We start from the raw sequence: 21,527 nt of genomic DNA, 5'->3' as shown, positions 1-21,527 counted from the left end.
GAGGCTGATATGCCGTCACGTTGGCCAGCGTGGGCGGTTGAGGCTGAAAGCGTAGAGCGTGGAGCAGGCACCGGGGATCAATCCCCATAACGGCGAACGCCGAGGCAACAAGCAGTTGCTACCCCGGCGTTCATAGGTTCGTCTACCACCACGCAGAGTCACCATGGCCAAGAATAAACTAGAAACTACATCACATCAAAATACCCAGTCCGTCCTGCTCACCGTCCATGGCCCCGAAGCCGAGGTTGCCACGCTGCTGGCCACCGCCGAGACCCACTTGCCCGGGGCGGTGGTTGATCAGGATGAGGCTACTTACCTGTTCCGCTATCGCGGGGGCGAGTCACTATCATCGAAGGGGGTAGAGGCGGGGGCAAGGACGCTGGCGGCAGGCCATTGCACGCTCGTGTACACCGTGCTTACGGTGAAGACGCTGGCCCCGGTGATGCGCAAACTGAATGGCACGGGCGAGCAGGTACTGAAAGCGACAGCCGCGGATGACGCGGTACTGGCGGCATGGGAGTCAGCGGCCGGGGTGGTCAGCGATGACGACTGGGATGACCTGCTGGGGCCGGGTTCTTGCGAACAGGTTAAGGGTAAGGGCGCGGCAGTTGAGCTTGCCACCATCGCAATGACACCTGCGGATCAGCTGGCGGAAATGTTTGGTGAGCGCACTGACGATGTGGTGGTATGCCGCCGCCATTTCCAGAACGCCGAGGACAAGTACCAACAGCGATTGGCGGCCGCCCCGGAAGCCGATAAGAAAAACGTCAAACGCGCCGGTTGGCCAGCCCGCTTCTGGAGCCAGTACAAGGACCGGGCCGGTGACGTTGCGTTCATGCAGAAGGCGGATATGTACTTCACTGTGAGCCTGTTCGAGCCCAGTGTGCGGGGCGAGCAGGAGTCAGCAGTACGCCGGGAGTCCAATTTCCTACAGGCCCATATCATAGGCATTGATGACGTTGGCAAGAAAATCCCTCTCTCAGTTATCCAGCAAGTCCTACCCCCGCCGACCATTGCTATCGAGACCAGCCCCGGCAACCAGCACTGGTGTTATGTACTGGATACGCCCTGCACAGACTTGGCTCGGTTCAAGGCTGCTCTCAAGGTGTTACACACAGCCGACCTGTACGACAAATCCGGAACGCTACTCACTGACGAAGCGGGCGAGCCTTTGCATGTCCCCGAAGACGCCAAAGGGGTAGCGCGGTTGTTGCGCATTGTGGGCTCTGTGAACACGAAACGTGAGTACGGTGGGGCACACCTCGTGCGCTGCGTGCAGTGGAACAAGGGCCTGCGGTACTCACTGGAACAGTTGGTCGAATCCGTTGCGGACGCACAAGCACTGGAATGGGCGACGTTGGATGAGTCGGAGCAGGGGCACAAGACGCTGCTCAGCGAGGCAGACGCGGCGGATCACCCGGTCATACAGGCGCTGGCGAAATCCAAGGCCATTGATTCCTACCGCTACGCCGAAGGCACTGGCTTTTACAATCTCACACCCTGCATCAATGAGGCCGAGCACCAAAGCAGTGACCCTACCGGGGCGGGCTTTGTGATCCATGACGACGGCCGGGTGGTGTACTCCTGCCGTCATGAGAGTTGTATAAAGCGCGGCGCGGGTGAGCTTACGGGTAAGTTCCTGACCGCACTGGAGTTGGAAGGTTTGGAAGACGCCCCGGCACAACCATGGATCATGCGGCCCTCGCCAGAGGATGTGTTCGAGCCTGTCAATGCCGATGGGGAGCCTGTAGCTGCTCCGATTGGCGAAGCCCCGAGCGCACCACCGCGTGATCTGGAACTGCTACGCCAGTGTATTGCTGGCGTCCTGCGCAAAGCCGGGGCCGCGCCCAAAGCCGCCGAGTTGAAGTTTGTTTTGTCAGGACAGCCGCTGGTGCGCGTGCTGTTAAGTGGTTGGGTGTACTGCGCGGCGGGCGGTTTCCGAGGCCAGTTTGGTTTTGTCGATGCCCAGACTGGCCTGCTCAGTTGGCAGGAGTCCAAGGAAGCGCAGCGGGTGCTCTCAAACTTGAGTCATAGCATGGATGCCAGCCTGTTCGACAGCGGAAGCTATCGGCGCTGGGCCCGGCGACTGCAACCCGATTCCCGCCGCGATCAGGGCGTCTCCGAAAAAGACGTGCTCAAGGTCATGGCGTTGGTGGAAGAGGGGGTATTGTCCTTCCTTCGCCAGCACCGAAGTATCCACCGCTGTGTTACCCGGGTAGACCCTTTCAGCGACACCACAGTGCTGACACTCCTGCGCGATGTCGAACACACCGTGGATATTTGCTACGGCTACCACCCGGTGGTGATGCCGGTTAAGGCCAAGCAACTGGGATTCGATATCCCAGAGGGCGGCGCGGACCCGGCCGTGGCTCAGGATTACAACGTGCAGATTGGTGGTGTGTTGGATGATCTGCTGGACGCCCTTGTCGCCGCCCGTGTGGCCCCTGACAGGAAGAAGGCGTTTGTCCTGATGCGCTGGTTCAGTGATGCGGGTAAGGGCTTCCTGATTGACATGGGCCGGGCACTACGGCTGTTGGTGGTGTTGAAAAAGGGCACCGCCAAGGCCGTGATGGAAGGCAAGCCCGCGCCGATCACACCTGAGTCACTGGTATCAGCGTTCGGCATCGTGTTTGACGAATACAACGTGTTGGGCAGTGACATACGTGAGCTGCAAAACGATATCGAAATCGCGCCCAAGTACCAGATGGCGGGGCAGGTCGAAGTATTCCTGAAACTGTTTTTCGTTGCCGAGCGCGTGCGGGGGTTGGAAGAGGGCTCGCCGGTCGAAGAGCAGACGGACAATCGCTTTATCTACCACCGGGTAGTGGCACAGGGCGAGGACGGTGTAGGCGAGCCCAGCGACGAAGTGGACACCGATGGGCAACCCATCCCGGGCCCGATGAAATTGCAGACCCGGCCACTCTATCGCCGCGTTGGGCGGAACTACTATATGTTCCACCTGATGCGCTGGGTAGCCGATGCTGTGAACGTGCGTATGGCCACGTACCGCGACATGGGAGCCGCGAAAGCTGGCGAGGCGGCCATGGCCCGGCTGGTTGAACTGAATCGTGCCAAGAGCCTGTCAGGGGCTATGGGTGGGGTCTTGGACGCAACTGCTTACGAGGAACTGGGAGCACACTGGTTGCGCTGGCTGTTGATGACTGCCATGGAAGCCCGCGACAAGCTAAGTGATAAACGGCCTGTTGATGCAGGCCAGCGCCTCGTTGCCGAGAACTTGCTGGTGCATAAGGGGGTGCTGTGTATCCGAAGCCCGGAAGCGCTACTGCGGGTATGGGTCAGCGCACAGCTGGTGAAGGGCGGGTTGCTGCACAATTTCACCGGGCGTGAAGACGAGATTCGACGGGCGGTGGACCGCGACCCGAACCGGGACGCACGCGAGAAGTTCAACCTTACCGCGCCCATCCCGAATGACCCCAAAAGCCTGTGGCTGAGAAAGGGGGTGCTGGCCGCCCGATCATGGCGTGGGATGGAGGCTGAGGTGCCGGAAGATATGGCGGACTTTGCCGAGGCTCTGGAGGTGGAAACCTCGAACGATGCCAAGTTTCGCAAGGCGGTTTTTGACAAGGGTGAGGCCATGCGTGCAGCCGATGCCGCAACGCAAAAACGGATAGATGAGGGTAAAGCGTCGCTGGAAAAGGCCAAAAACGCGAAAAAAGGGGTAGATTGAGACCAAATTGAGACCTTTGAGACCACCCTGAGACCACCCCATGGTCTCAGCTGAAAGCCAGTGATACCAAGGGCTGCGGCTATGTTGAGACCTTGAGACCACCTTTTCTATTCCTTTATAGGGGTTTTTTAGGGTTATAGAAATAGAGAGAAATATAGAAATAAAGAAAAAGAGAAATATAGGTATATATAGGGAAGAAATAGGTTGCTGGTCTCAAGGTCTCAAATTTATCGCAGCCCAGTGCTGGCGCGGGTTTCAAGTGAGACAGGGGGGTGGTCTCAGGGTGGTCTCAAAGGTCTCAATCACGGCGGCGTATTCTCGCGGCGTTTTTGGCGATTGGGATGTGGAGCGGGCTTGCTGGTGACTGGTTGAGGGTAGCCAGTGTGGGAATACATATGCTTGTTAGTGCATCATAAAATGGAATATTGGCCATTGGTGGTGCAAAAATGGGTAGGCTATCGAAGCTGATGATCCACAGCCCAGAGGTCATGAGCCATAAGCCAGAAGGCGATGAAAAGGGATAGAACACAGGGACCAAACATGGAAAATTCGCCAGATTTTGCAGGTCCAGTGCACGACCCACACCCCCGGAGGGCGGCAATCGGGCGCGGGGCGGGGGTGATGTGGCAGTGAATACTACCCCTGCCGTATTACCCCAGCCCGAGCTGGTTTTCACCTTCGGCCCGCCGCCAGAATCGCCGTTTACGCAGCGCCTGAACCAAGTGCGTAACCGTTTAATGGCAAGCACCCTCAAGCCGGGCTGGGAGGATTGCCAACGCATCCCGCCGCCAGCTGCGGCCCGGATTATGTGGCGACCCATCTGGCCTAAGAAAAACCGCCGTGGCGTTCCGCATCGTCGCCAAAGTGTCCCGGGTAGGTACCATTTTCCTGCGGTCATCAGAGAAAACTACAACCATGGCCGCTCGCCGCACACCGCCCCGGCCGTGGATATCATCGTGCTCAAGTCCGAAAAGCATTTCATTCTCCAAGGCCCTATTTTTACAGGTCTTCCAGAAGGTAAGGACGACGGACCCCTTGTTTCACCGCATATTTCTCGGTTGATCGTTCCCATAAACTGGACGATGCTGCCCCAGCTGTATGGGCGCAGGATTTTCAAGGTCAACTGCCCTAGCTGTGGCCATAGCTGTGAAAAATTGTACGTCGGCTCGAACGGCCGGGTGTTCTGCTTGAAGTGCACTACCTACACTCAGTTGAGACAGCGCAATGGCCTGCCTGAGACGGTGGTAGCGCTGCGGGCGGTGCTGGACGTGGAAATGGCCTATGAGCGGGTGGGCTATACCTTAAGTGCCCCGCCTATCGGCTATGCCCACAGCCCTAACCAGCGGGAGGCGTGGCGGCGATACCGCCAGAATCTGTCCAATGCCGTAGACCGATTGAATCAGGTATTGGTCGCCCGGGAGCTGAACGATCTTGTTATTAACATGCCACCTGTAACGGAGTAACGCCGCCATGGCTGGAATCCCGACAATGTACACACCACCACTGCCCACGATTGAAGCGGATAGCAGTGACCCCATCGACTTCAGCCTGTCGCTGTGGCGACGCGCACTGGCGGTGGCCGACCCCATCCCCAGCGAGCGCCATGGCGAATTTCTGGAAGCTGTCTTGAGGCAGCCGTTCTGCGACACCGAGGCGGCGTGTACGGAGCTGGCATTGAACGCCAAGGATCAGACGGCGATGGCGGAGTGGTTGCAGGAGCGCCCGGCGCTGCGCGATCTGCTGGAGCAGGAAGTGCACCAGCGGCTGGCAGACCCGGCCCGGGGCGTGGACAAGGATGCGATTAACAGGTTCCTAGCAAGGGGCATTCAAATGGCCATAGGTGAAGAGGATGTGCAGCTGAACAGCTTTTTCGCAAAAATGGGCGAGCATGTTCAGGGCCAAGGCCGCGTGACGAATTTGACCGCGCTCAATAACCTGCTCAGCACAGCAGCCAAGGTCAACGGTATTTTGCGCCCGGATGGTGGCGAGGGCGTGGCGGTGAACGTGCAGCTGGATTTCGGCGGTGAGAACAGCGGCAATGGCAGCCCCAAGCATATCGGCGTGAGCATGGTCACCCGCGCCAAGGACGGCAGGCTGGCCGACGTGCCCGGCACGCCGGTTCGGGAGCCGAAGGATATTACGCCGGAGAATGACGTGATTGAGGGGGAGGTAGTGGTGACCAGCCCCGAGGATGACCCTACTGCGCCGCCGCTGGCACCGGATGGCGAGCCTTTGTGGTAGAGCGTTACTCCTGACAGCTTAGCGCTTGGCCGCTTTGGGTTTCCGGCCTGCTTTTCCGGGCATCATCACCGGGGCCGTCACGCACTTTTCGCGCAGGGGCTTGGTCAGCCTGTCCATGAGCCCGGTTTCAGCCTCCACGAGCCGCTGGCGCAGCCCTGTGTCGCTCATTACGGCTTTGCGCAGGGCGTCCAGCTGCAACTGCACCAACACCAACCACACCGGGGCCCCGGTCACCTCGGCAAGCACATCAATCACAGGGTCATCAGCACTGGGCAGGGTCTGGCCGCTGCACAACCGCGATGCACGCGGCGGCGGCATCACAATGCCATGGGCCTGCTCAAGCCAGCCCAGCACCGCGTAGGCGCTGGGTTCGCCCGTGGTGATGCCTTCGGCAATCGCTTGCTGCGCCATCAGCCGACAGGCATGGCCGATGAACAATTCAGGTGTGCTGCTGGCGGACACGAATAATACCACCTTCGTAGTAAGTGCTTAAGGATAACACGGCTACACCCGGGCCTTGATTCCGCGCAGGGCAGAACCACTCAGCGCTGTGTACTTCACGGTGTTTGCTATATCCCGGTGGCCTAGCCACTGCTGCACATGCCTGAGTCCATGGCCTTGATCAATCAGGTCGAAACCCACCGAGTGCCGCAGTTGGTGTGGATGCACCCGAAAGGGCAGGCCAGCCTCGCGCCCCAGTCGCAGGATCAGTTCGCGCACGGCGGTATCTCGTAAGGGCTTACCCGTAGCGCCAGAAAACACAAACGCCGTATCTGGCCGTGCCCGGCGCAGGGCAGCCAGCCCCCGGTTCTCGTCATGTTCGAGGTGATGGGTACCGCTCACGGAGCCTTTCACCCGGCGAATGAAGACTTCACCCCCGGGCAGGTCCACATCGGCCCAGCGCAGCCCGCACAGCTCGCTGACGCGCAGCCCGTGGCGGTACATGATCAACACCATCAGGTGATTGCGTTTGCGCAGGGATTCCCTGCCAGTCCGTTTGGCGGCGTTCAGCAGGGCTCGCACCTCGGTCAGGGTCAGGTGCTCGCGTTTGCGGCCCATGCCCTCGTTGGTCGGGCGTCCACCCTTGGTTTTGGATTTTGTTGCTTTCGCGGTTTGACCCTCAGACGGGACCAGCCGCAAAGCCGCATGGTTACTCATAGCAGTCTCCAGAGTTTTGTTGAAAATACTTAAAAGCGACAGTTTTAAAAACCGTCAGTAATCCCGGCCTGCCATCCGCAGCCGCTCGATATAGCGGTGCAGGGTGTGGCCGAAGGTGATCAGGACGGCGCTGCTGGTATCGCGGAAAATCTCGAACCAGTAGGAATCCGGCTCAAGGGCCGGGCCGGAAATGCCGGGCTGGTAGTGCCACTCAGCCGGGGTTTCGCCATCACGGTGGTAGAGCCTGTCGCACAGGTCGAACAGGACGGACATGGCAGAGCCCCACGGGTCGTAGCGCCAATCCTCAGCACGGCGGAACTCCGCCATCAATTCGCTGTAGGTGTACATGGTCATTGCCTCCACAGCTGCGCTAGAAGTCATGGGGGTTCGTGACGAGGTAGCCATTGCCAAGGCATTCCACGTCGCCCCCATACTTCAGGTCATTGGCAAAGCTGTCGTAATCGAAATACTGCAAGGCGAAGTCGGGCAAGTCATGACAGTCGTGCACCAGTTCTGTGGCATAGTCGCTGGCGCTACCGTGAAACACCTGTACTTCGCCATGCTGGTCCAGAGCATCGCGGAAGGATTTACCCCGCTCCACTAACCACTTCACAGCAACGATTTCCTCCGGGGATAGCCCCTGATATTGGTCGTAGCAATCCACCCATTCCTCCAGCTCGCACTGGTTGGGATCAATGGGTGGGGCCTCAAGGCCGTCGATGAATTGAACTTCAAACTCTTCCACCGGGTACCCGTGGCAGTTCAGCAGGTCAGCGGATTTTGATTCGTACTCCTCGAAGGTGGAGAAATAGAACCCGGCCGCGTCGAGGTCGTAAGGTTGGGCGTAAAGTTGCAGGGACATGGTTGCTACTCCTAAGCAGTTAGATTCATGGCGTTAGCGCTTGCGCTTGAATCGGCGCACAAATCGGCCGAGGGCTTGACCCGCTTGGTAGGGGGTGAGCCCTCCGGGGCGGCGGGTGCCAAAGAACATGACCAGCGCATAGAGGGCTATTGCGAGCAGGATGCCGACGACAACGCCCCATTTGCTCGCCAGCATCAGGTGGATAAAACCGACCATAGGGAAGACGAGCAGAATCAGCAGGTGGGCCACAGCGGCGGCGGCATAGGTTTGCTTGCGTGAAGTTTTCCGGCGCTCAATCTCCGCTCGAACCCACCACTCGTGAGCAAAGGGATCGCGTTTGAAAAATGACATTGGTGTTGCTCCTAGACGGTTAGATTCAGGGCGCTACGGCGCTTGCGCGGGCTGCACAATGCCGTTCTCAATCAGCTGGCTGGCAGTACGGCCAAACCAGCCTTGCAGCTGCCAGCACAGGCCGGTGTCAACAAGGGCCTGCCACGCTTCAATCACTTGGTCCTCGCTGTCGGCTTCAATCCAGCCTTCCGCGATGCCTACAGCATCAAATTGGTTCATGGGGTATTACTCCTAGTCAGTGTGAAAATATCGGTTACTGGTGAGCACTCAGCACGAGTCGAGAGCCCACTAGAAACCGCGCCGGGTGCTATCCCGGCAGGTCTCTGGCCATAGTCCAGCCGCTGGCCATGCGGCGTTGCCTGCCTGCTACGCGGGCGCTCGATTCACTAGGAATTACTGGCCAGCTCGCCGGGCCCTACCGTGTCGCGTGGAGTGACGGGTCTCGGGGCTATGGGTCATTGCTGGTAGCAGGTCAGGTGGGGTGGTGGGTGTGCGGGGTGTCATATCGCCGGGGCGTAGCATCACAGCTGCATTCCGTTCGGGTGGTCGTTGCTGTGCTTTACACTGTTGCTCCGGTATTCGGGGTCACCTCGCACTCTCGCCAGTAGGCTCGCCCATTGACAGCTCCGACGTGCTGTGGCTCCGGGTGACCGGCGGTTTCAACTGGCACCGTACCAGCTCCAGACAAACTCCCGCCGTAACGTCGCTCACGACGGCTTACACGGCATCAAGGGTGGGAGTGTTGGAATGTCGGAACGGGGCGGAGTGCCCCGCGACGCGATAAATACTACGGTAAACGTATGTTAAATGTCAAGATGATTCGGCGGTGATCGGCGGAAACCCTGTAAATACAGGGGTTTGAGGCGACTCCTGTGTTTCTCATAAGAGCTTAGGAGTAGCCGGCAGGTCTGAATTTTTCGTATTTCGGACTTTTTTGTTCGTTTCAGCCGGAAACCGAAGCAGGTACCCCACCCCCTAACCCCCGGAGGGCGGCAATCGGGCGCGGGGCGGGGGGTAGGGGTTATCCCCTTCACACATTTTGTCGTGTTTCAGGGCGAAATTGAGTGTGACCAGTGGTAACAGTCTGTCCATGCCCAATGTTTTATAGCGATGCAGATAAAGCGCCTGTCCACGTCTCATGCTTCATAGCTCCCTTTCCATGTGCTGGACGCTATAAGCCCCTGTCCATGCCTCCTGTTTTAGCGTCCACATTTCCTGCCCATGTGCTGGACACAACAAACCCTTTCCATGGCTATTGGAAACCACTCAGAACTTGTAACGTGATGTCACAAAACACCTGTATTTATAGGGTTTCGTGGCGCTTCTACTCAGAAAAAACTGGTTGACAGGGCCCCCGCTCAGGTCCAGACTTTTCGCCAGTTGCCCCTGCGCCCGGACCGTAGACAGGATTACTTGCGGTTCGGATGTGGGCATAGGTGGGGTTGTCTGGCGATGATGGTTCCAGCGGCTTCTGACCTGCAATGACACACGTTACTGTTGTCACCTGCTGTTCAGGAGTTCGCACATGGGACGATCACGCCGTCGTCATTTTGAGAACCGCGCCCGGGCCAACGCCGTGCGGCGTGAAGCCCAGTCTTCCGCTTTCGACGCCGACGCTACCCCCGCTGGCGACACTGCACCCACCGTCCGCGAGTTGGCCGAGGCCGAGAACGTCAGCCACGAGCTGGCGGCCCAGCGGATTCGCTACGGCCAGATGGCGGCCGAGCGGGGCCTTGAAGTCGAGTGGCAGGCGGCTATCGACGCGGGCCTGTCCATCGCCGCAGCCCTCAAACAGTTGATGCCGGATGTTGCCGACACCCGGGAAACCCAGCGCCAGCAGTCCAGTTTCCGCGTCGCCATCCGGCACCTCGCAGCCCAACCCGATGGCCCGGACCAGATTGCCCAGCTGCTGACCAGTACGCTGGCAGAACCTGCGTTCCCATCATCCCTGATGGATGCCCTGATCGTGGCCACGAACGCCCGCTTCCTGCGCGAGCCGAATGGTCCACAGCGGTGGAAACCGTTGCTGGTTCGGGTGCGCCATGCCGTGGCAGCCCTGTCCATGGCCAGCAACCCGGCACCCGACGCCCCGGCCCCGTCACCGCAAACACCAAACACCCAGCAACCGGAGTCCGCCGCATGAACCCCATGACATCCGCCAGCCCTGCGCGGCTCGCACCTGAAGACGCCGACTTGCTCAACGCCATTGAGTCCGCCGTGCAGGCCCGGCTGGATCACGCCGACCGTTCGCGTTATGAGGCCCTAACCCCCGGCCAGCGGCAGGTGGCGGACCGCGTGCTGCGGGTGGCCGCTGGCAATAGCTTTGCGCAGAACCACCTGCCCGATCTGGTCAGGGAACATGCCGATGCCGTCCAGCGCGAGCTGAGCATTCCCCGTGGCAATGCGGAAATGTTCGCCGCCACGGCCCATGCGCGGGATGCTTCGGTGGATGAAATGATGGCGGAGTTTGATGCCGAGCAGCAGTTGGCCGATGACGCCCAGACCGATGCCTTGCGCAGACGGTTGGGATTAACAGGTTAACTCCATCCCCAGTACTGGCCGCCCACCTACGACCCTGAACAGAGGACATCACCATGGCAGACACCAATCAAGTTGACCTCAAAATGTTCCAAGAGGATTTTCCCGAGGTGTATAACGCCATGGAGCAGTTGATGGTGCAGCGGACCAACGAGCTATCCGGCAAACTCGATTCGCAACTGGCGGAACTGCGCGAGCCGATCACGCGATTGCAGCAGCAGGAAATGGCGGAGTACCGTGCGACCCAGCTGGCCGCGTTCAGCGCAGTCCACCCGGACTACCAGACGATCCAGAAAGACCCGGCATTCTGGGCATGGGTTGATCAGCAAGGCGACGGTGTGAAATCCATGGTGCGCAGTACAGCGGCTTCCGACAATGTGGCCTTGTTGAACATCTACAAAGCCAGTGACGCTTACCGGCCCGGCAACAACAGCAACCGCCATCCCAACAACGGTCAGCCGATGTCGCCTGCGCAAGCCGCCAAGGTGGCCGACTCGCTCTGGGAAGAAGCCTGCCAGCTGGTCGATCAGGATACCCGGGCGTTCGGTGTGCCCGCCGACACCATGACCGGCTACTGAGCCCGGACCCCGGCCGCTGCACCTAAGCTGTCAGCACCAAGGAGAACACCACATGAGCCCGCCGATCCCCGATGCGAACGCGCACGTCCCCGACGCCGACCGTCAGGACACCGACACCCCGGTCGGTTCGCTGGCGCTGAGCCTGCAACAAGCCGGGGAGGGCGCGTTTGATGTGCTCCCGGGCCGCGTGGAGTTTCACAATGGGTTGGTGGTCCTCAACACCCCGGCTGGCTATGACATCCTGCCCCCGCCCCATGCCGTCAGCACCGATGTCGCCCGGATGTGCCGCCACTTTCTTGGCATCTGGGGCGGCCCACAGTCCCTAGACCTGTTCGATGCGCTGGCCGTGATCGCACCCTACACACCACCGAGCCTCAACGACATCGACACCGCCCTACGGTCTCTGCACCACCCTGAGACGCGCCCGGCATTGATGCGGCAACTCGCGGAGGCCCTGCGACAGCGGGTACCCAACCAGACCCACGAAGGTGGGCACCGCGCCCTGTATGTGGATGATAACGAAGTGACTGCGCTGCAACTGACGCTGTGCCTCGTGCCCCGGCTCACCGCCGAGGGACGCCCGGTGCCTTACCGTCAGGTCGCTGCTGATGAGCCCCCGGCGTTCTGGTTGCAGGTGCACGTCAGCAGCCCTGACAACCTGCCCACCGCTGATCTGCGGGCGCTACAGGCCCTGTGCAGGCCGTGGCAGCCCATCCTGTGCCCGGACACCTCAGCGTGGCTGTACGGGGCCGATAGCACGTTTGACACCGCTGCTACACTGGACGCCCACGACGGCGACGACAGCGATGCGGGAGACCCCACCGATGGCTGAGCACCAAGTCCTGATGTTCCAGACCCGGGGCAACGCGGTCGCCAATGAGACCCTGCCCAACCCCCGCCAAGCCCTCACTGCCCCCGCCACCACCCCGGCCGCCGAGGTGGTGGCGCTGGCACCCCACCGGGCCCCGCAGCTGGAGCAGGAGCGCCAGCAGGCTCTCCAGTTGTGGAACAGCCTGTACCGGCTTCCGGCGCTGATACACGTGATGCGGGATTCCGAGCCCGGCAAGATCGCGCTGGCCATCGCACTGCCCGATGATCCCGGCCCGCTGTTGATGGTCCATGTCCATGGTCTCCAGCTGTCACTCCAGTTCACGACCGAGCGCACCGACGCCTTGGCCGCCCGCGCCATCACCGCCGCTACCACCTACTTGCACAATTTCCTGAACAGCTACCTGCCGTGGACAAGCACCCAGCCGCTACGGTCGATGCTGCTGGGTGGGTCGGCACTGGCGGAGCTGCGACAGCGGGAAGAGCGCACGGCGGCCAGCGAGACCCACATACCGGACCTTGCCATTAACCAGTTACAGGTAGGCCCGGGCGGGCTGGACCTGTCCGTGGCCTTTGCCCCCAGCCCCGGGCACGAACCGGCCCCGGAACCCGCCGACGATCCGTGGCTCACCGAGGTGCTGCCCGGGCTCCTCACAGTGACGATCCCACCCCCGCGCCGTGGCCGTGCCAAGATCAACCGCAACACCGGAAAAATCAGGCACCGCCACCTGCAAGTGGCAGGGGCGGACCTTGAGCCCGCCATGTCGCTGGAAGCCGTGGCCCAAGCCCTGTACCGCGACGGTGATACGCCTCGGGTATTATCACGTGAACGCATCCGCCAGATTGAGGCGACGGCGCTGGCAAAACTGCGGGTGGAGCTGGAGGCGCTGGGCTTGGACTCATTGGAGACCGTGCTGGAGCGGTGGCCAGAGCTGGCAGAGTAGGGTGGTTAGGAAAGTGTCCCAGTTACCAGTAAGCACTTAGATATAGCGCAAATTGAAAACGCCTATAACCCCTATATTTGTAGCGTTTGACACGTTACGACACGTGTTACACGTGACAGCGCGTTACATAAAAAATATCTTTTGGAATGTCTTGACCCGCGCATAAATCGCCGGTTAGCGTAACGCTCCCCCGTTACGCTAAGGCACCCGATGTCGGCCAATTGTCTTGAGTGCGGAAACCCGTTTCAGGCACTCCGCAGAACCGCGAAATACTGCTCTGCCGCCTGCAAGCAGAAGGCGTACCGCCAGCGTCCCGCGACAATTCCTGCCCACCAGTGGCAGGTGCGACAGGCACAGGACGATGGCCGCCCCCGCCAGACATCACTGCATGGCTGCACGGTGCAAGTGGTCAGCAGCAAGGACGCCGCTGATCTGATCCGCCAGTACGAGTGGCTGGGCAATCCCGGTAAACCGCAAGCGACGTATGGGCTGGTGGATGGGGCAGGGGAGTTACTGGGTGTGTCGTCGTTCGGCAAGCCTTTGCATACCCACTCCAGCCACGTTTGCGGCAAACGGAATGCAGATAAGGTGATTCTGCTGGAACGCGGTGCCTGCGTGCACTGGGCACACGAGCACGCGGCATCGTATTTGATAGCCCGGGCCTGCAAGCGGGCAGCCGCCGAACATGGCTGGCGAGTGTTTCTGGCGTATGCCGACCCCATGGCCGGTGAGATAGGCACGGTGTATCAGGCGACGAACTGGCTGTACCTTGGCCAGAACCTCGGTCGCTCATCGGCGCGGTACTTGCTACGGCCACCGTGGGTAGAGCCCGGCGATGTGGCTAACTACTTATCAGAAAGGATACTGCGTCATGGCACAGCGCTTCAGCGGTTTGGCAGTAACCCCGCTACGTTTGGCGAGGCTCGAAGGGCGGGCTATGAGATTGTGCCCACAAAGGGAAAGCACACGTATTGCAGGCTGGAAGGGGACAAGCGAGAACAACGGGCGTTGAGGGCGGCATTGCGTTACACGTCAAAGCCGTACCCGAAACGGTAGACGTGAGCAGGCTCAGTCCAGATACCGCCGCCGCAATCGGGCCAGCGCCATTTGTTTGGTGGGGCTCTTGTCCTTGGTGCCGATGCAGTCCACCAGTGTCTGGTACAGCTGCTGGCGGGCTTCGCGGCGCTCGTCCATGGTGCTGGCCTCGGTTACCTTGGCCTCCAAAGCCTTGATGCGGGTGTAGTGGCTGTCATCGCTCATGGTGATTACCTCCGACGCCATTGCTCGGGTTTGATGGGGTTACTACCCGCCCACAAGCCACGCTTCTCGAACTTGGCGGTGTAGTGGGCTTTGGCCAGTACGACACTGGCGGGGGCGTACCGCGAGTACCACCACGCGCAGCCGCGCTCCACCATGGCTACGTCCACTCGGTCATCGCCTACGTACAGGTCCGCCACGAGGCGGCCGTATTTGTCCGTCTTTTTGGGTTTCACGCTGAGGGAGCCCTGCCTGAGAAGTTCGCGCAGGCACTGCGTGGACTGGTTGCCGTAGGGCTGGTTACGCTCAGGGGCGTCGATGCTCGACAGGCGGATGCGTTCACGGCCGTAGCCGGGGATGGTGGCCTCTACGGTGTCGCCGTCGATGACACGGTGCAACTGGCTGCCGACAGGCTTCACAGGGGTGAAGCTAATAGCGTCCCGCGCTTTGTCCCAGCCCATGTCATTGCCGAGATAGCCAAGGATCACGCCGAACGCGACCAGCGGTGGCAGTAACAGCTTAAGCGTAGGCCACCAGCGAGAACGCCTGCGACGGACCCGCCACAGCGGCCTGCGCTTATTGCGCCAGCGGCGGTTGCGCCAGTTGCCACTCATGACTTCACTAGTACATTGTCACGGTGCCAGCGGAGGTACTTGTCTTGGCCCGGTATTACTTTGATTCGCATGTCATCATTGAGGCCGTAAATTGCCCGCTCTGCTGCGGACAACTCCGAATGTAGGATGATCTTGCCGTCGTCCTCGAACTGGATCAGGCCGTCCTCAAACAACTTGTCGATGCAAGGGCTGAGGCAAAGGCCGTTTGCGCGGTCCCGGTGTTCATCGGTGCTTTCATCGCAACGGCTCCATGGTTTGATGTGACTTGCGATCAGGTTGCGCGTCAGCTCAGGTAACAGCTGGCAGCGGCCTCGCGCTTTGACACCTTTGGCCCATGTGCCATGCTGGACGCGCACTTTGACGATGGCGTCACGATCACGTGGACGGGGTTGGTCAGGTTTCACGTAACTGGTCAGCTCATTCTCAATAGCGGTGTCTTCTACCTCCATTGCGTGTGCGTTGTTCGCAATGCTATGTAGCATTTCCACAACGTATTTGTAGCTCAGCCCGCTGTAGCGGACGTAACTATCTCCGCCGCCTGTCTCCGTGGCGAAGGGCGCGAGCTGCTTACCGGCTTGCGCCAGTAGGGCATCGTTTGATGTGCTGTGGAATGATACGGTGAAGTTTTCCTCGGTCACGCGGTAGCGGACCACCATGCTCAGGCCGCCAGTAGCGAGCGTGCAACGAATGTCACCGTTCTCGTAGGGGCCTCCGAGGGTGTATCCATCGGCCACATCAGCACGTAGATGCTCCAGCCACTTCAGATTGGCTTCTTTACTGGAAGGCTTTTTCGCAGGGCTTGGCTCGCCATCGCGGGGGCCGTAGGTGTCATCATAAATATCACCAAGGTTCCTGCCTTCATACACCCAATGTTCTGTACACCCGCCTTGCTCATTCATGAAGTGGCGAGTTACGTGGGTCAGGGTGTACTTTTGGCCTTCATACAGAACCTGATTGTTGTCGGTGGTGGTGACGGTATGAGCAGGATTGCGAACGTAAGATAGTGTGCCGGGGACAGCGACCCCCATTTCCTTGAAGTCGAAACGGGGACGACGCCCACCCGCTGTCGTACGACCTCTGGGTGTGCCTACCGCCATATGCCTGATCAGCGCGACTGCTTCATCGTAATCTGATAATTGCACAAGGGTGTGGCCTTTCTTCCGGCTTGGTTGCTTATCTTGAATGAAATCCAGCGCCCTTTTAAGTTGGGTATCGTCCTCATGATGAATGATTAAGCCTGACACGTTTGTGCTGTTCCGTGATTTCTGGCGAAGGGATATTCTGAACTGACCCATCTGCAAGGTGGCAAGGACTCGTCCGGTGCCTTCTTGTTCTACACGCAAGTTCGGAATGTCGTTCAGGTCCGCCTTCAGCTTCTTTTCCAGTTTTGCGTTAATTTCTGTAGCGTCCATCGTTACTACTCCTAAGCAGTTAACCGTTTTCCATTCTCCAGAGACAAAAATGCCCGGCAGGACCGGGCTTCGCGCACAGGGCCTGAGTCGTCAGGCCATCACTTTTTGGCGGCCCGTTTTCTGGGTTTCTTTACTGGCTCTTTCACATTGCTGAATACGTCACTGAGCCATTCTTTACATCGTTCATTCTCGAAGCCGTATGCCTCGGCGGCGCTGCGGACCAAGGAAAAGTTGAGTCCGTACTTGCTCACCAAGTCCGTCCACAGTTTCCCCGGCTTCGGTTCACTGCTGCCCATGGGCTCGTCTTCGCGTACCCGTTGCTGGTGCTGGTAGCTCCGCCATGCGGCTTTCATCGCCGCGTAGTCTTCGCTTTCCAGTGTCTGCGCCAGCGTCACTGCCTCAGTCATCGTGAGGCGGGGGCGGTTCAGCTTCTTGCGCAGGTAACTCCATACCCACGCGCTATCGTCCGGTAGCTTTCTCGCTGCCATGATTGATTACCTGTTCCCTACGGTGTCTGGTCGGTGGCTGTGTCGCTACCTGACCTCTTACATTGACAATACTAGTGATATTGAAATGACTAGTCAAATATAAATAACGGGTGTGCATGAAAATGCGACAGGTGCCTGATGTGTTGTCGTGGTCGGCCATGGGGTTGGCGGTGGAAGCCATGGATTATTGGAGAATCCTGACTTGGCTTTCTGAAAACCTTGCTCGCTATCGAACAGGGAGCGCAGCACCTCCAGATCACCCGGCTGGTCGAGCAGAGTTAACTCAGGTGCGGGATTTCCCGCACCTCGCTTAACCTTTTGCTCGGCATACCACTTGCCCGTTTTGGTGGTTGCTTTGCTGTCCAGCCCCAACGTGGGCGTTACCAGCAACAGGTTATTGAGTAGCCTGCGGGCGCTGGCTACTCAAAGGGTATCGACTCCTGTTCAAGCCACTCAGCCAGTGCCTCTTCTGATAAATTGCCAGCAGCAAGGTCCAGAAATGTGTCCCGGGCCGCATCCTCGTCAGCGTCCAGTTCCCATCCGTTGTCGGCCAGAAAAACATAAGCTGCCAGCAGGGCAGTGCGCTTGTTACCGTCACTGAACGGGTGGTTGCGGGCGAAGCCGTAGGCGTAAGACGCCGCCAGCTCGAAGACGGAAGAAGCAGGCTGGTAGTAGTGCTTTTGCTCTGGTCGGGCCAAAGTGGCGTCCAGTGCATTTTGGTCGCGGATGCCGGGCAGCCCCCCGTGCTCCGCCAACTGCTCGTCATGTATCTGGCGAACCAACTCATGAGACAGCCAGTTGAAGTCGGTCACTGAGCAAGGTCACGCAGGGCATTGCGGTATTTACCCATGCCACGCCGTGCCAGTGCCAGCTGGCGGTCAGTATCGGAAGTCTTCGGCTTACCCCCACCCAGCTGCTCCAGTTCCCCAAGCATGGCTGGATTGCGCTCTACCAGACGCAGGAGTACCGCTGCCTGAGCGTTAGGCTTGGCAATACCCTGTTCCCAGTTGCGTAGGGTTTTGACATTGGTATGCAGCAGCCGGGCGAACACTGGCTGAGACACTTTCAGCTTTTCGCGCAGCGTCACAATGTCTTGCGCGGTGACGTTGATAGCGGCGGGCAGGGGGGTGGCCGTGGATTTTCGGCCCCTTGCGGTAGTGGCTACGGGATGGGATTTCCCTGTCGTTTTTTCTACAAACCGGCCCGTGCGATGACTGCGCACACTTTTACCTCCACCTTTACCTTTGGTCGGGAGTTGGAAGTTTGATTTCACTGTCTTGGGCATGGTGGTCACCTACGGGAAAAGCTGTACCGTTGAACGGACTGTATAATATACCCAAATTGGACACCCCTGTCATGCTGCCTGCTATCGAATTTTCCTGACGTGCGTTTCGCCAGTGTTCTCGCAGAACCACACGGCATAGCCCGCGTTTTTACTGCTGGGCACAATGGCCGCGCCGACACTGCCGCTGGTAGTCACCACCGGGGCGACGCCCACTGAGGTTTCGCGCTTGCTGGTAAGCTGTTGCACGGTGCAGTTGTTCGCCAGCGCATATTCGCGCCAGTCACTTTCCCGGTCGCGGAGGGTCTGGACGGTAATGGTCAGGAACAGCGCGAACCCGGCCACGCCGCCAACTCCCAAGACCACCCGGCGCAGGACGGGCCATTCGTAGTTCACGACACTGGCCATAAAGGCTGAAAACGAGCCGAGCACTAACAGCAGCATGGCGAAAATGTTGAAAAACAAAGTCATCGGCAAAACTCCAGCTGCGCCACTTTCTGGCAGACGGTGATGCGGCCACCCCCGGTGGTCACGGTGGTATCGCCCAGCTTCTGCTGAATGAACAGCTCCTGTGATGGCCGATCAAAGTACCAGTCATTGCCCGCAGGCTCGCCCCAGCGTTCGTTCAATGATCTGCCCGGTGCTGAAATGATCCGGGTATCGTTGTCGATCAGGACAGACGTGGAAGGCGTACCGGGTAACAGCGGGTCGCCCGGCCACCAGTCATCGTCGGCCATGGCAGTGGCTGCTGCTAACAGCATGAGGGTAAGTACAGGTTTCATGGGTGTTGCTCCTATTTCAGTTTCGTCAGGTCAATATCAATCAGGGCCCACAGTCCGCCTGTAAACGCCGCACCGGAAAAGTGGGCAGGGCTGGTGGGCAAGGGCACGCTGCGCAGTTCGTCAGCAAAGTACAGCTCCACAGACTCCTGCACAGCGGCCGGGATGCCATCGAAATCATCACTGGCGGCGTAGCAGCCGGGGAAATCAGCCACGATCATGCCGAACGCACTGTTGTCATCGTTGTGGATGTAGACGGGGTAGAGCATGGTCTTTACTCCTGACAGGTTGATCACAGTGGCACCGGGTATCTACTGTGTTCACTTCGACTTAGAACGGCGGTTGCCACCCCGGCCGGGGCGGTCGCTCTTTAACAGCGCGATCTTGGCTGCTCGTAACATGCTTTCGGTGTAGATCAATCTCCCGGCTGCTAGGATGGGAACGGGCAGTTCACCGTTGGCGACCATTTCCTTGAACTTGCTTCTGCCCAGTGGCAGTTCACCCCGGCGACCGTTACGGCCCCAGACTTCATCCTCGGCATACCAGCGCTCAGACGCCAGCTGCTCCATTACTGCGGGGTCATCGGTGTTTGGTTGTGCAAAGCTGGGGGATTTTGTGTGGCTTGGCATTCGTTACACCTCGTTGAATGTCTTAAGGTCATCGGGCATAGCATTGGCCATCAGCACTGCACCATGCTCAGCGATTTCGTGTAGACGTTCGCTGCTGGGGTTGAAATGCGCCATACACCCAACATCCCAGCCGCCGCTGGTGTAACGCCCGCCCGGGGTCAGGTACGCGAAGCGGTGGCTGCGGGCTCGCCCTTGGTGAAATAGCCAGTGGCGGCGTCGGTCATAGAGGCGTACGTTGCGGACACGCAGCCGTGCCCGGTCGTGGCGTTGCCTTAGTCTCATGTGTCACTACTCCTAACAAAGTTATGCCGTTGGTAGGCTGGCCACGTAGCGGCGATATTCACTGAGCGCAATTCGGGTCGTCCGGGTGCTCAGCTTCACGCCTTTGATTTCACCGCGCTGGATTCTCTGGTTGACGTTGCGCCGGGTTACCCCCAACAGGTCAGCCACCTCTTGCGTGGTCAATAGCGCGTCCTCGCCGCCACGGCTGGCGATGGAGGTTTTCAATACGGGGTTGTGATCGGCTTGCATCTGTATTACTCCTAACAAGTTGTCAGTAAACAAAGGGCCCTCCGACTCAGCCGTGCCAAGAAAGTCTTGGGCATCGCCAAATCTCCAGCCAGCGGCTTCAAGGCGTTTGCGTTTAGCGGCATCCATCAGCTGAAAACCCCATGTTCGATGCGGTGAATCAAACCTTCCACCTCCCGCGCCCCTTCCTCTGTCCGGGCCCGCTCGGCGGGGGTACGATCTTTGAACAAGAGGGCAGGGGACAGCAGCCAGTGCCGGGCGGCGGCTTCGTCGCCGTGCATCATGTCGGTGGCATCGACCAGCAGCCGGGCATAACGCACCACGGCGTCCGATTCGCGGGTGGTGAGCCTGCCACTGGCACGGCGGCGGGAAAGGGTGGACTTGGTAATGCCAAGGTAGTCCTCACCCAGAGTGGTTGGGGCCATGCCGTAGTGCTTCGCCAGCTTGGTCAGCGTGCTGAACGGTAACCCCCGTTCTACGAGGCTATAAAGGCTGACATGCAGAACGCGCTTGCTGGTCAGGCCCAGCAGCGCTTTGACGGGAGTGGGCGTGTCGCGGGCGGCCTCGGCGGCTTTCATTAACCGCGCTACGCGGGGGTCGGGTTTCTTCGTTGGTTTTTGTTTTGCCATCGGATATTGCTCCTAACAATCTACTCGGTAGCGCGGAGCAGGGCCCGCGCATAGCTCGCCACGGATTCATTCAGCTGATCCGTCAGGTTCGCAAATCTATCTTCCATCTTTACCAGTCGGGCCAGAAGCAACTCGGCTTGTTCGACGGTCAGATAGTTTTCTACGTCTTTGAGTGGGGTGGATTCCACAGGCTTGTACTCAATGGGTGTATGCGGGACGCTGGGCCCAGTAGCGTGCAATTTGCTACCACGGCCGGGGCGCTCGTCGTGCAGCAGTACCCGCTTGGCCATACGCACCATTCCTTCGGTGTACATCAGCACCCCACCAGCTTTAATCGGCCGGGGGAGTTCGCCTGCTTTTACCATCGCCTTGAACGTGGACCTCCCTATCGGCAATATCCCATGACTATCCTTGCCGGAATAAAGCTCAGTTTCCCGATACCATTTTTCGGATGCGAGAGCCTCTTGTGTGTTCTCGTCAGAAATATCCGGCTGGATGAACAGTGGAATTTCGTGTGCTATCTGTGTCACGTGGTACTACTCCTAACAGGTTATCAGTAGGTACAAAAAACCCGGCGCTGGGCCGGGTTCTTGGTGTTGTCTCGCTTAATAATCCGTAAACCGCGGTGGGTTTCATTCCGGATTGTGTCGTTCCGGACGTGTTGGGAAACCGGCAGAATCCGGGATATCCCAAGCTGCATCGTCCCTCGGCTGGGTAATGC

At 59.3% G+C, this 21,527-nt stretch carries 30 protein-coding genes; 9 read left to right on the top strand and 21 right to left on the bottom strand.

Annotated features, from left to right (window positions below; genetic code table 11):
* Positions 1-163 precede the first annotated feature (163 nt).
* The 3 genes from DDZ17_RS05655 to DDZ17_RS05645 all read left to right on the top strand — a co-directional run bounded on the left by DDZ17_RS05655 (position 164) and on the right by DDZ17_RS05645 (position 5,929).
* Positions 164-3,688, top strand: coding sequence for a DNA-primase RepB domain-containing protein (locus tag DDZ17_RS05655; RefSeq protein WP_116365020.1), 3,525 nt, complete (start codon positions 164-166; stop codon positions 3,686-3,688).
* A gap of 629 nt (positions 3,689-4,317) precedes the next feature.
* Positions 4,318-5,151, top strand: a complete 834-nt coding sequence (locus tag DDZ17_RS22280; RefSeq protein WP_157976481.1) for a hypothetical protein — start codon at positions 4,318-4,320, stop codon at positions 5,149-5,151.
* Positions 5,152-5,176: 25 nt separating this feature from the next.
* The gene (locus tag DDZ17_RS05645) at positions 5,177-5,929 is read left to right on the top strand and encodes a hypothetical protein (RefSeq protein ID WP_116365018.1); all 753 of its coding nucleotides are present in this window, start codon (positions 5,177-5,179) and stop codon (positions 5,927-5,929) included.
* Positions 5,930-5,947: 18 nt separating this feature from the next.
* Here the strand turns inward: DDZ17_RS05645 and DDZ17_RS05640 are convergent, their stop codons facing one another.
* From DDZ17_RS05640 to DDZ17_RS05615, 6 genes are all read right to left on the bottom strand, one after another.
* On the bottom strand, positions 5,948-6,391 hold the full coding sequence (locus DDZ17_RS05640; protein WP_157976480.1) for a hypothetical protein: 444 nt from the start codon (positions 6,389-6,391) through the stop codon (positions 5,948-5,950).
* A gap of 42 nt (positions 6,392-6,433) precedes the next feature.
* Positions 6,434-6,988, bottom strand: coding sequence for a tyrosine-type recombinase/integrase (locus DDZ17_RS05635; protein WP_157976479.1), 555 nt, complete (start codon positions 6,986-6,988; stop codon positions 6,434-6,436).
* A 153-nt stretch (positions 6,989-7,141) separates the two neighbouring features.
* Positions 7,142-7,468 carry a hypothetical protein gene (locus DDZ17_RS05630; RefSeq protein WP_157976478.1) on the bottom strand — a complete coding sequence of 109 codons (327 nt, stop codon included), beginning with the start codon at positions 7,466-7,468 and terminating at the stop codon, positions 7,142-7,144.
* Entirely contained in the window at positions 7,458-7,949 is a 492-nt protein-coding gene (locus DDZ17_RS05625; protein WP_206613462.1) for an antirestriction protein ArdA, read from the bottom strand. The genes DDZ17_RS05630 and DDZ17_RS05625 overlap by 11 nt, the downstream gene beginning before the upstream one ends.
* A gap of 33 nt (positions 7,950-7,982) precedes the next feature.
* The gene (locus tag DDZ17_RS05620; RefSeq protein ID WP_116365014.1) at positions 7,983-8,300 is read right to left on the bottom strand and encodes a hypothetical protein; all 318 of its coding nucleotides are present in this window, start codon (positions 8,298-8,300) and stop codon (positions 7,983-7,985) included.
* A 33-nt stretch (positions 8,301-8,333) separates the two neighbouring features.
* The gene (locus DDZ17_RS05615) at positions 8,334-8,519 is read right to left on the bottom strand and encodes a DUF7417 domain-containing protein (protein ID WP_116365013.1); all 186 of its coding nucleotides are present in this window, start codon (positions 8,517-8,519) and stop codon (positions 8,334-8,336) included.
* Positions 8,520-9,825: 1,306 nt separating this feature from the next.
* Here DDZ17_RS05615 and DDZ17_RS05610 point away from each other — a divergent pair.
* The 6 genes from DDZ17_RS05610 (at position 9,826) to DDZ17_RS05585 (ending at position 14,244) form a co-directional block, all read left to right on the top strand.
* Positions 9,826-10,443: a hypothetical protein gene (locus DDZ17_RS05610; RefSeq protein WP_157976477.1), complete on the top strand. Its 618-nt coding sequence runs from the start codon at positions 9,826-9,828 to the stop codon at positions 10,441-10,443.
* Positions 10,440-10,841 (top strand): hypothetical protein, encoded by a 402-nt coding sequence (locus DDZ17_RS05605; protein WP_116365011.1) that lies wholly within the window; start codon positions 10,440-10,442, stop codon positions 10,839-10,841. Before DDZ17_RS05610 ends, DDZ17_RS05605 begins: the two co-directional genes overlap by 4 nt.
* Positions 10,842-10,894: 53 nt before the next feature.
* Positions 10,895-11,416, top strand: a complete 522-nt coding sequence (locus tag DDZ17_RS05600) for a hypothetical protein (RefSeq protein WP_116365010.1) — start codon at positions 10,895-10,897, stop codon at positions 11,414-11,416.
* Between the two features lie 52 nt (positions 11,417-11,468).
* A complete protein-coding gene (locus DDZ17_RS05595) occupies positions 11,469-12,248 on the top strand; it encodes a hypothetical protein (protein ID WP_116365009.1) in 780 nt (259 codons plus the stop codon).
* Positions 12,241-13,188 carry a hypothetical protein gene (locus DDZ17_RS05590; protein ID WP_116365008.1) on the top strand — a complete coding sequence of 316 codons (948 nt, stop codon included), beginning with the start codon at positions 12,241-12,243 and terminating at the stop codon, positions 13,186-13,188. The genes DDZ17_RS05595 and DDZ17_RS05590 overlap by 8 nt, the downstream gene beginning before the upstream one ends.
* A 399-nt stretch (positions 13,189-13,587) precedes the next feature.
* Positions 13,588-14,244 (top strand): Mom family adenine methylcarbamoylation protein, encoded by a 657-nt coding sequence (locus DDZ17_RS05585; RefSeq protein ID WP_157976476.1) that lies wholly within the window; start codon positions 13,588-13,590, stop codon positions 14,242-14,244.
* Between the two features lie 12 nt (positions 14,245-14,256).
* Here DDZ17_RS05585 and DDZ17_RS05580 read toward each other — a convergent pair whose 3' ends face one another.
* The 15 genes from DDZ17_RS05580 to DDZ17_RS05520 all read right to left on the bottom strand — a co-directional run bounded on the left by DDZ17_RS05580 (position 14,257) and on the right by DDZ17_RS05520 (position 21,336).
* Complete coding sequence (locus tag DDZ17_RS05580) at positions 14,257-14,448, bottom strand: hypothetical protein (protein WP_157976475.1); 192 nt, start codon at positions 14,446-14,448, stop codon at positions 14,257-14,259.
* A gap of 5 nt (positions 14,449-14,453) precedes the next feature.
* The gene (locus DDZ17_RS05575) at positions 14,454-14,864 is read right to left on the bottom strand and encodes a thermonuclease family protein (RefSeq protein ID WP_157976474.1); all 411 of its coding nucleotides are present in this window, start codon (positions 14,862-14,864) and stop codon (positions 14,454-14,456) included.
* Positions 14,865-15,055: 191 nt separating this feature from the next.
* Positions 15,056-16,471, bottom strand: coding sequence for an HNH endonuclease (locus tag DDZ17_RS05570; RefSeq protein WP_116365004.1), 1,416 nt, complete (start codon positions 16,469-16,471; stop codon positions 15,056-15,058).
* Between the two features lie 98 nt (positions 16,472-16,569).
* A complete protein-coding gene (locus tag DDZ17_RS05565) occupies positions 16,570-16,959 on the bottom strand; it encodes a hypothetical protein (protein WP_116365003.1) in 390 nt (129 codons plus the stop codon).
* Positions 16,960-17,052: 93 nt separating this feature from the next.
* Positions 17,053-17,331 carry a hypothetical protein gene (locus tag DDZ17_RS22275; RefSeq protein WP_157976473.1) on the bottom strand — a complete coding sequence of 93 codons (279 nt, stop codon included), beginning with the start codon at positions 17,329-17,331 and terminating at the stop codon, positions 17,053-17,055.
* Between the two features lie 47 nt (positions 17,332-17,378).
* The gene (locus DDZ17_RS05560) at positions 17,379-17,771 is read right to left on the bottom strand and encodes a type II toxin-antitoxin system death-on-curing family toxin (RefSeq protein WP_116365002.1); all 393 of its coding nucleotides are present in this window, start codon (positions 17,769-17,771) and stop codon (positions 17,379-17,381) included.
* Complete coding sequence (locus DDZ17_RS23015; RefSeq protein WP_157976472.1) at positions 17,768-18,244, bottom strand: helix-turn-helix domain-containing protein; 477 nt, start codon at positions 18,242-18,244, stop codon at positions 17,768-17,770. Before DDZ17_RS23015 ends, DDZ17_RS05560 begins: the two co-directional genes overlap by 4 nt.
* An 81-nt stretch (positions 18,245-18,325) precedes the next feature.
* Positions 18,326-18,712 carry a hypothetical protein gene (locus DDZ17_RS05550; protein WP_116365000.1) on the bottom strand — a complete coding sequence of 129 codons (387 nt, stop codon included), beginning with the start codon at positions 18,710-18,712 and terminating at the stop codon, positions 18,326-18,328.
* Positions 18,709-19,023 carry a hypothetical protein gene (locus tag DDZ17_RS05545; RefSeq protein ID WP_157976471.1) on the bottom strand — a complete coding sequence of 105 codons (315 nt, stop codon included), beginning with the start codon at positions 19,021-19,023 and terminating at the stop codon, positions 18,709-18,711. Before DDZ17_RS05545 ends, DDZ17_RS05550 begins: the two co-directional genes overlap by 4 nt.
* 11 nt (positions 19,024-19,034) lie before the next feature.
* Positions 19,035-19,289 (bottom strand): type II toxin-antitoxin system HicB family antitoxin, encoded by a 255-nt coding sequence (locus DDZ17_RS05540; RefSeq protein ID WP_116364998.1) that lies wholly within the window; start codon positions 19,287-19,289, stop codon positions 19,035-19,037.
* Between the two features lie 51 nt (positions 19,290-19,340).
* The gene (locus DDZ17_RS05535) at positions 19,341-19,589 is read right to left on the bottom strand and encodes a hypothetical protein (RefSeq protein ID WP_116364997.1); all 249 of its coding nucleotides are present in this window, start codon (positions 19,587-19,589) and stop codon (positions 19,341-19,343) included.
* 63 nt (positions 19,590-19,652) lie between these two features.
* Complete coding sequence (locus DDZ17_RS22265; RefSeq protein ID WP_157976469.1) at positions 19,653-19,931, bottom strand: type II toxin-antitoxin system Phd/YefM family antitoxin; 279 nt, start codon at positions 19,929-19,931, stop codon at positions 19,653-19,655.
* 21 nt (positions 19,932-19,952) lie between these two features.
* Positions 19,953-20,180, bottom strand: coding sequence for a helix-turn-helix transcriptional regulator (locus DDZ17_RS22260; protein ID WP_157976468.1), 228 nt, complete (start codon positions 20,178-20,180; stop codon positions 19,953-19,955).
* 125 nt (positions 20,181-20,305) lie between these two features.
* Positions 20,306-20,806: an antitoxin Xre/MbcA/ParS toxin-binding domain-containing protein gene (locus tag DDZ17_RS05525; protein WP_116364995.1), complete on the bottom strand. Its 501-nt coding sequence runs from the start codon at positions 20,804-20,806 to the stop codon at positions 20,306-20,308.
* A gap of 20 nt (positions 20,807-20,826) precedes the next feature.
* Positions 20,827-21,336, bottom strand: coding sequence for a helix-turn-helix transcriptional regulator (locus DDZ17_RS05520; protein WP_116364994.1), 510 nt, complete (start codon positions 21,334-21,336; stop codon positions 20,827-20,829).
* Between the last annotated feature and the right edge of the window lie 191 nt (positions 21,337-21,527).

The sequence above is a fragment of the Parahaliea mediterranea genome (genome assembly GCF_003402235.1).
Classification (GTDB): domain Bacteria; phylum Pseudomonadota; class Gammaproteobacteria; order Pseudomonadales; family Halieaceae; genus Parahaliea; species Parahaliea mediterranea.
This window is presented reverse-complemented; position numbering and strand designations above follow the sequence as displayed.

Coding starts and splice junctions, on each gene's coding strand:
- DDZ17_RS05645 (WP_116365018.1), top strand. CDS start 5,177: ATGTACACACCACCACTGCCCACGATTGAAGCGGATAGCAGTGACCCC.
- DDZ17_RS05580 (WP_157976475.1), bottom strand. CDS start 14,448: ATGAGCGATGACAGCCACTACACCCGCATCAAGGCTTTGGAGGCCAAG.
- DDZ17_RS05630 (WP_157976478.1), bottom strand. CDS start 7,468: ATGACTTCTAGCGCAGCTGTGGAGGCAATGACCATGTACACCTACAGC.
- DDZ17_RS05590 (WP_116365008.1), top strand. CDS start 12,241: ATGGCTGAGCACCAAGTCCTGATGTTCCAGACCCGGGGCAACGCGGTC.
- DDZ17_RS05565 (WP_116365003.1), bottom strand. CDS start 16,959: ATGGCAGCGAGAAAGCTACCGGACGATAGCGCGTGGGTATGGAGTTAC.
- DDZ17_RS22260 (WP_157976468.1), bottom strand. CDS start 20,180: ATGCAAGCCGATCACAACCCCGTATTGAAAACCTCCATCGCCAGCCGT.
- DDZ17_RS23015 (WP_157976472.1), bottom strand. CDS start 18,244: ATGCCCAAGACAGTGAAATCAAACTTCCAACTCCCGACCAAAGGTAAA.
- DDZ17_RS05570 (WP_116365004.1), bottom strand. CDS start 16,471: ATGGACGCTACAGAAATTAACGCAAAACTGGAAAAGAAGCTGAAGGCG.
- DDZ17_RS05605 (WP_116365011.1), top strand. CDS start 10,440: ATGAACCCCATGACATCCGCCAGCCCTGCGCGGCTCGCACCTGAAGAC.
- DDZ17_RS05535 (WP_116364997.1), bottom strand. CDS start 19,589: ATGGAGCAGCTGGCGTCTGAGCGCTGGTATGCCGAGGATGAAGTCTGG.
- DDZ17_RS05545 (WP_157976471.1), bottom strand. CDS start 19,023: ATGAAACCTGTACTTACCCTCATGCTGTTAGCAGCAGCCACTGCCATG.
- DDZ17_RS05610 (WP_157976477.1), top strand. CDS start 9,826: ATGGGACGATCACGCCGTCGTCATTTTGAGAACCGCGCCCGGGCCAAC.
- DDZ17_RS05550 (WP_116365000.1), bottom strand. CDS start 18,712: ATGACTTTGTTTTTCAACATTTTCGCCATGCTGCTGTTAGTGCTCGGC.
- DDZ17_RS05540 (WP_116364998.1), bottom strand. CDS start 19,289: ATGCTCTACCCCGTCTACATCCACAACGATGACAACAGTGCGTTCGGC.
- DDZ17_RS05655 (WP_116365020.1), top strand. CDS start 164: ATGGCCAAGAATAAACTAGAAACTACATCACATCAAAATACCCAGTCC.
- DDZ17_RS05615 (WP_116365013.1), bottom strand. CDS start 8,519: ATGAACCAATTTGATGCTGTAGGCATCGCGGAAGGCTGGATTGAAGCC.
- DDZ17_RS05595 (WP_116365009.1), top strand. CDS start 11,469: ATGAGCCCGCCGATCCCCGATGCGAACGCGCACGTCCCCGACGCCGAC.
- DDZ17_RS05525 (WP_116364995.1), bottom strand. CDS start 20,806: ATGGCAAAACAAAAACCAACGAAGAAACCCGACCCCCGCGTAGCGCGG.
- DDZ17_RS05635 (WP_157976479.1), bottom strand. CDS start 6,988: ATGGGCCGCAAACGCGAGCACCTGACCCTGACCGAGGTGCGAGCCCTG.
- DDZ17_RS05600 (WP_116365010.1), top strand. CDS start 10,895: ATGGCAGACACCAATCAAGTTGACCTCAAAATGTTCCAAGAGGATTTT.
- DDZ17_RS05620 (WP_116365014.1), bottom strand. CDS start 8,300: ATGTCATTTTTCAAACGCGATCCCTTTGCTCACGAGTGGTGGGTTCGA.
- DDZ17_RS22265 (WP_157976469.1), bottom strand. CDS start 19,931: ATGAGACTAAGGCAACGCCACGACCGGGCACGGCTGCGTGTCCGCAAC.
- DDZ17_RS05625 (WP_206613462.1), bottom strand. CDS start 7,949: ATGTCCCTGCAACTTTACGCCCAACCTTACGACCTCGACGCGGCCGGG.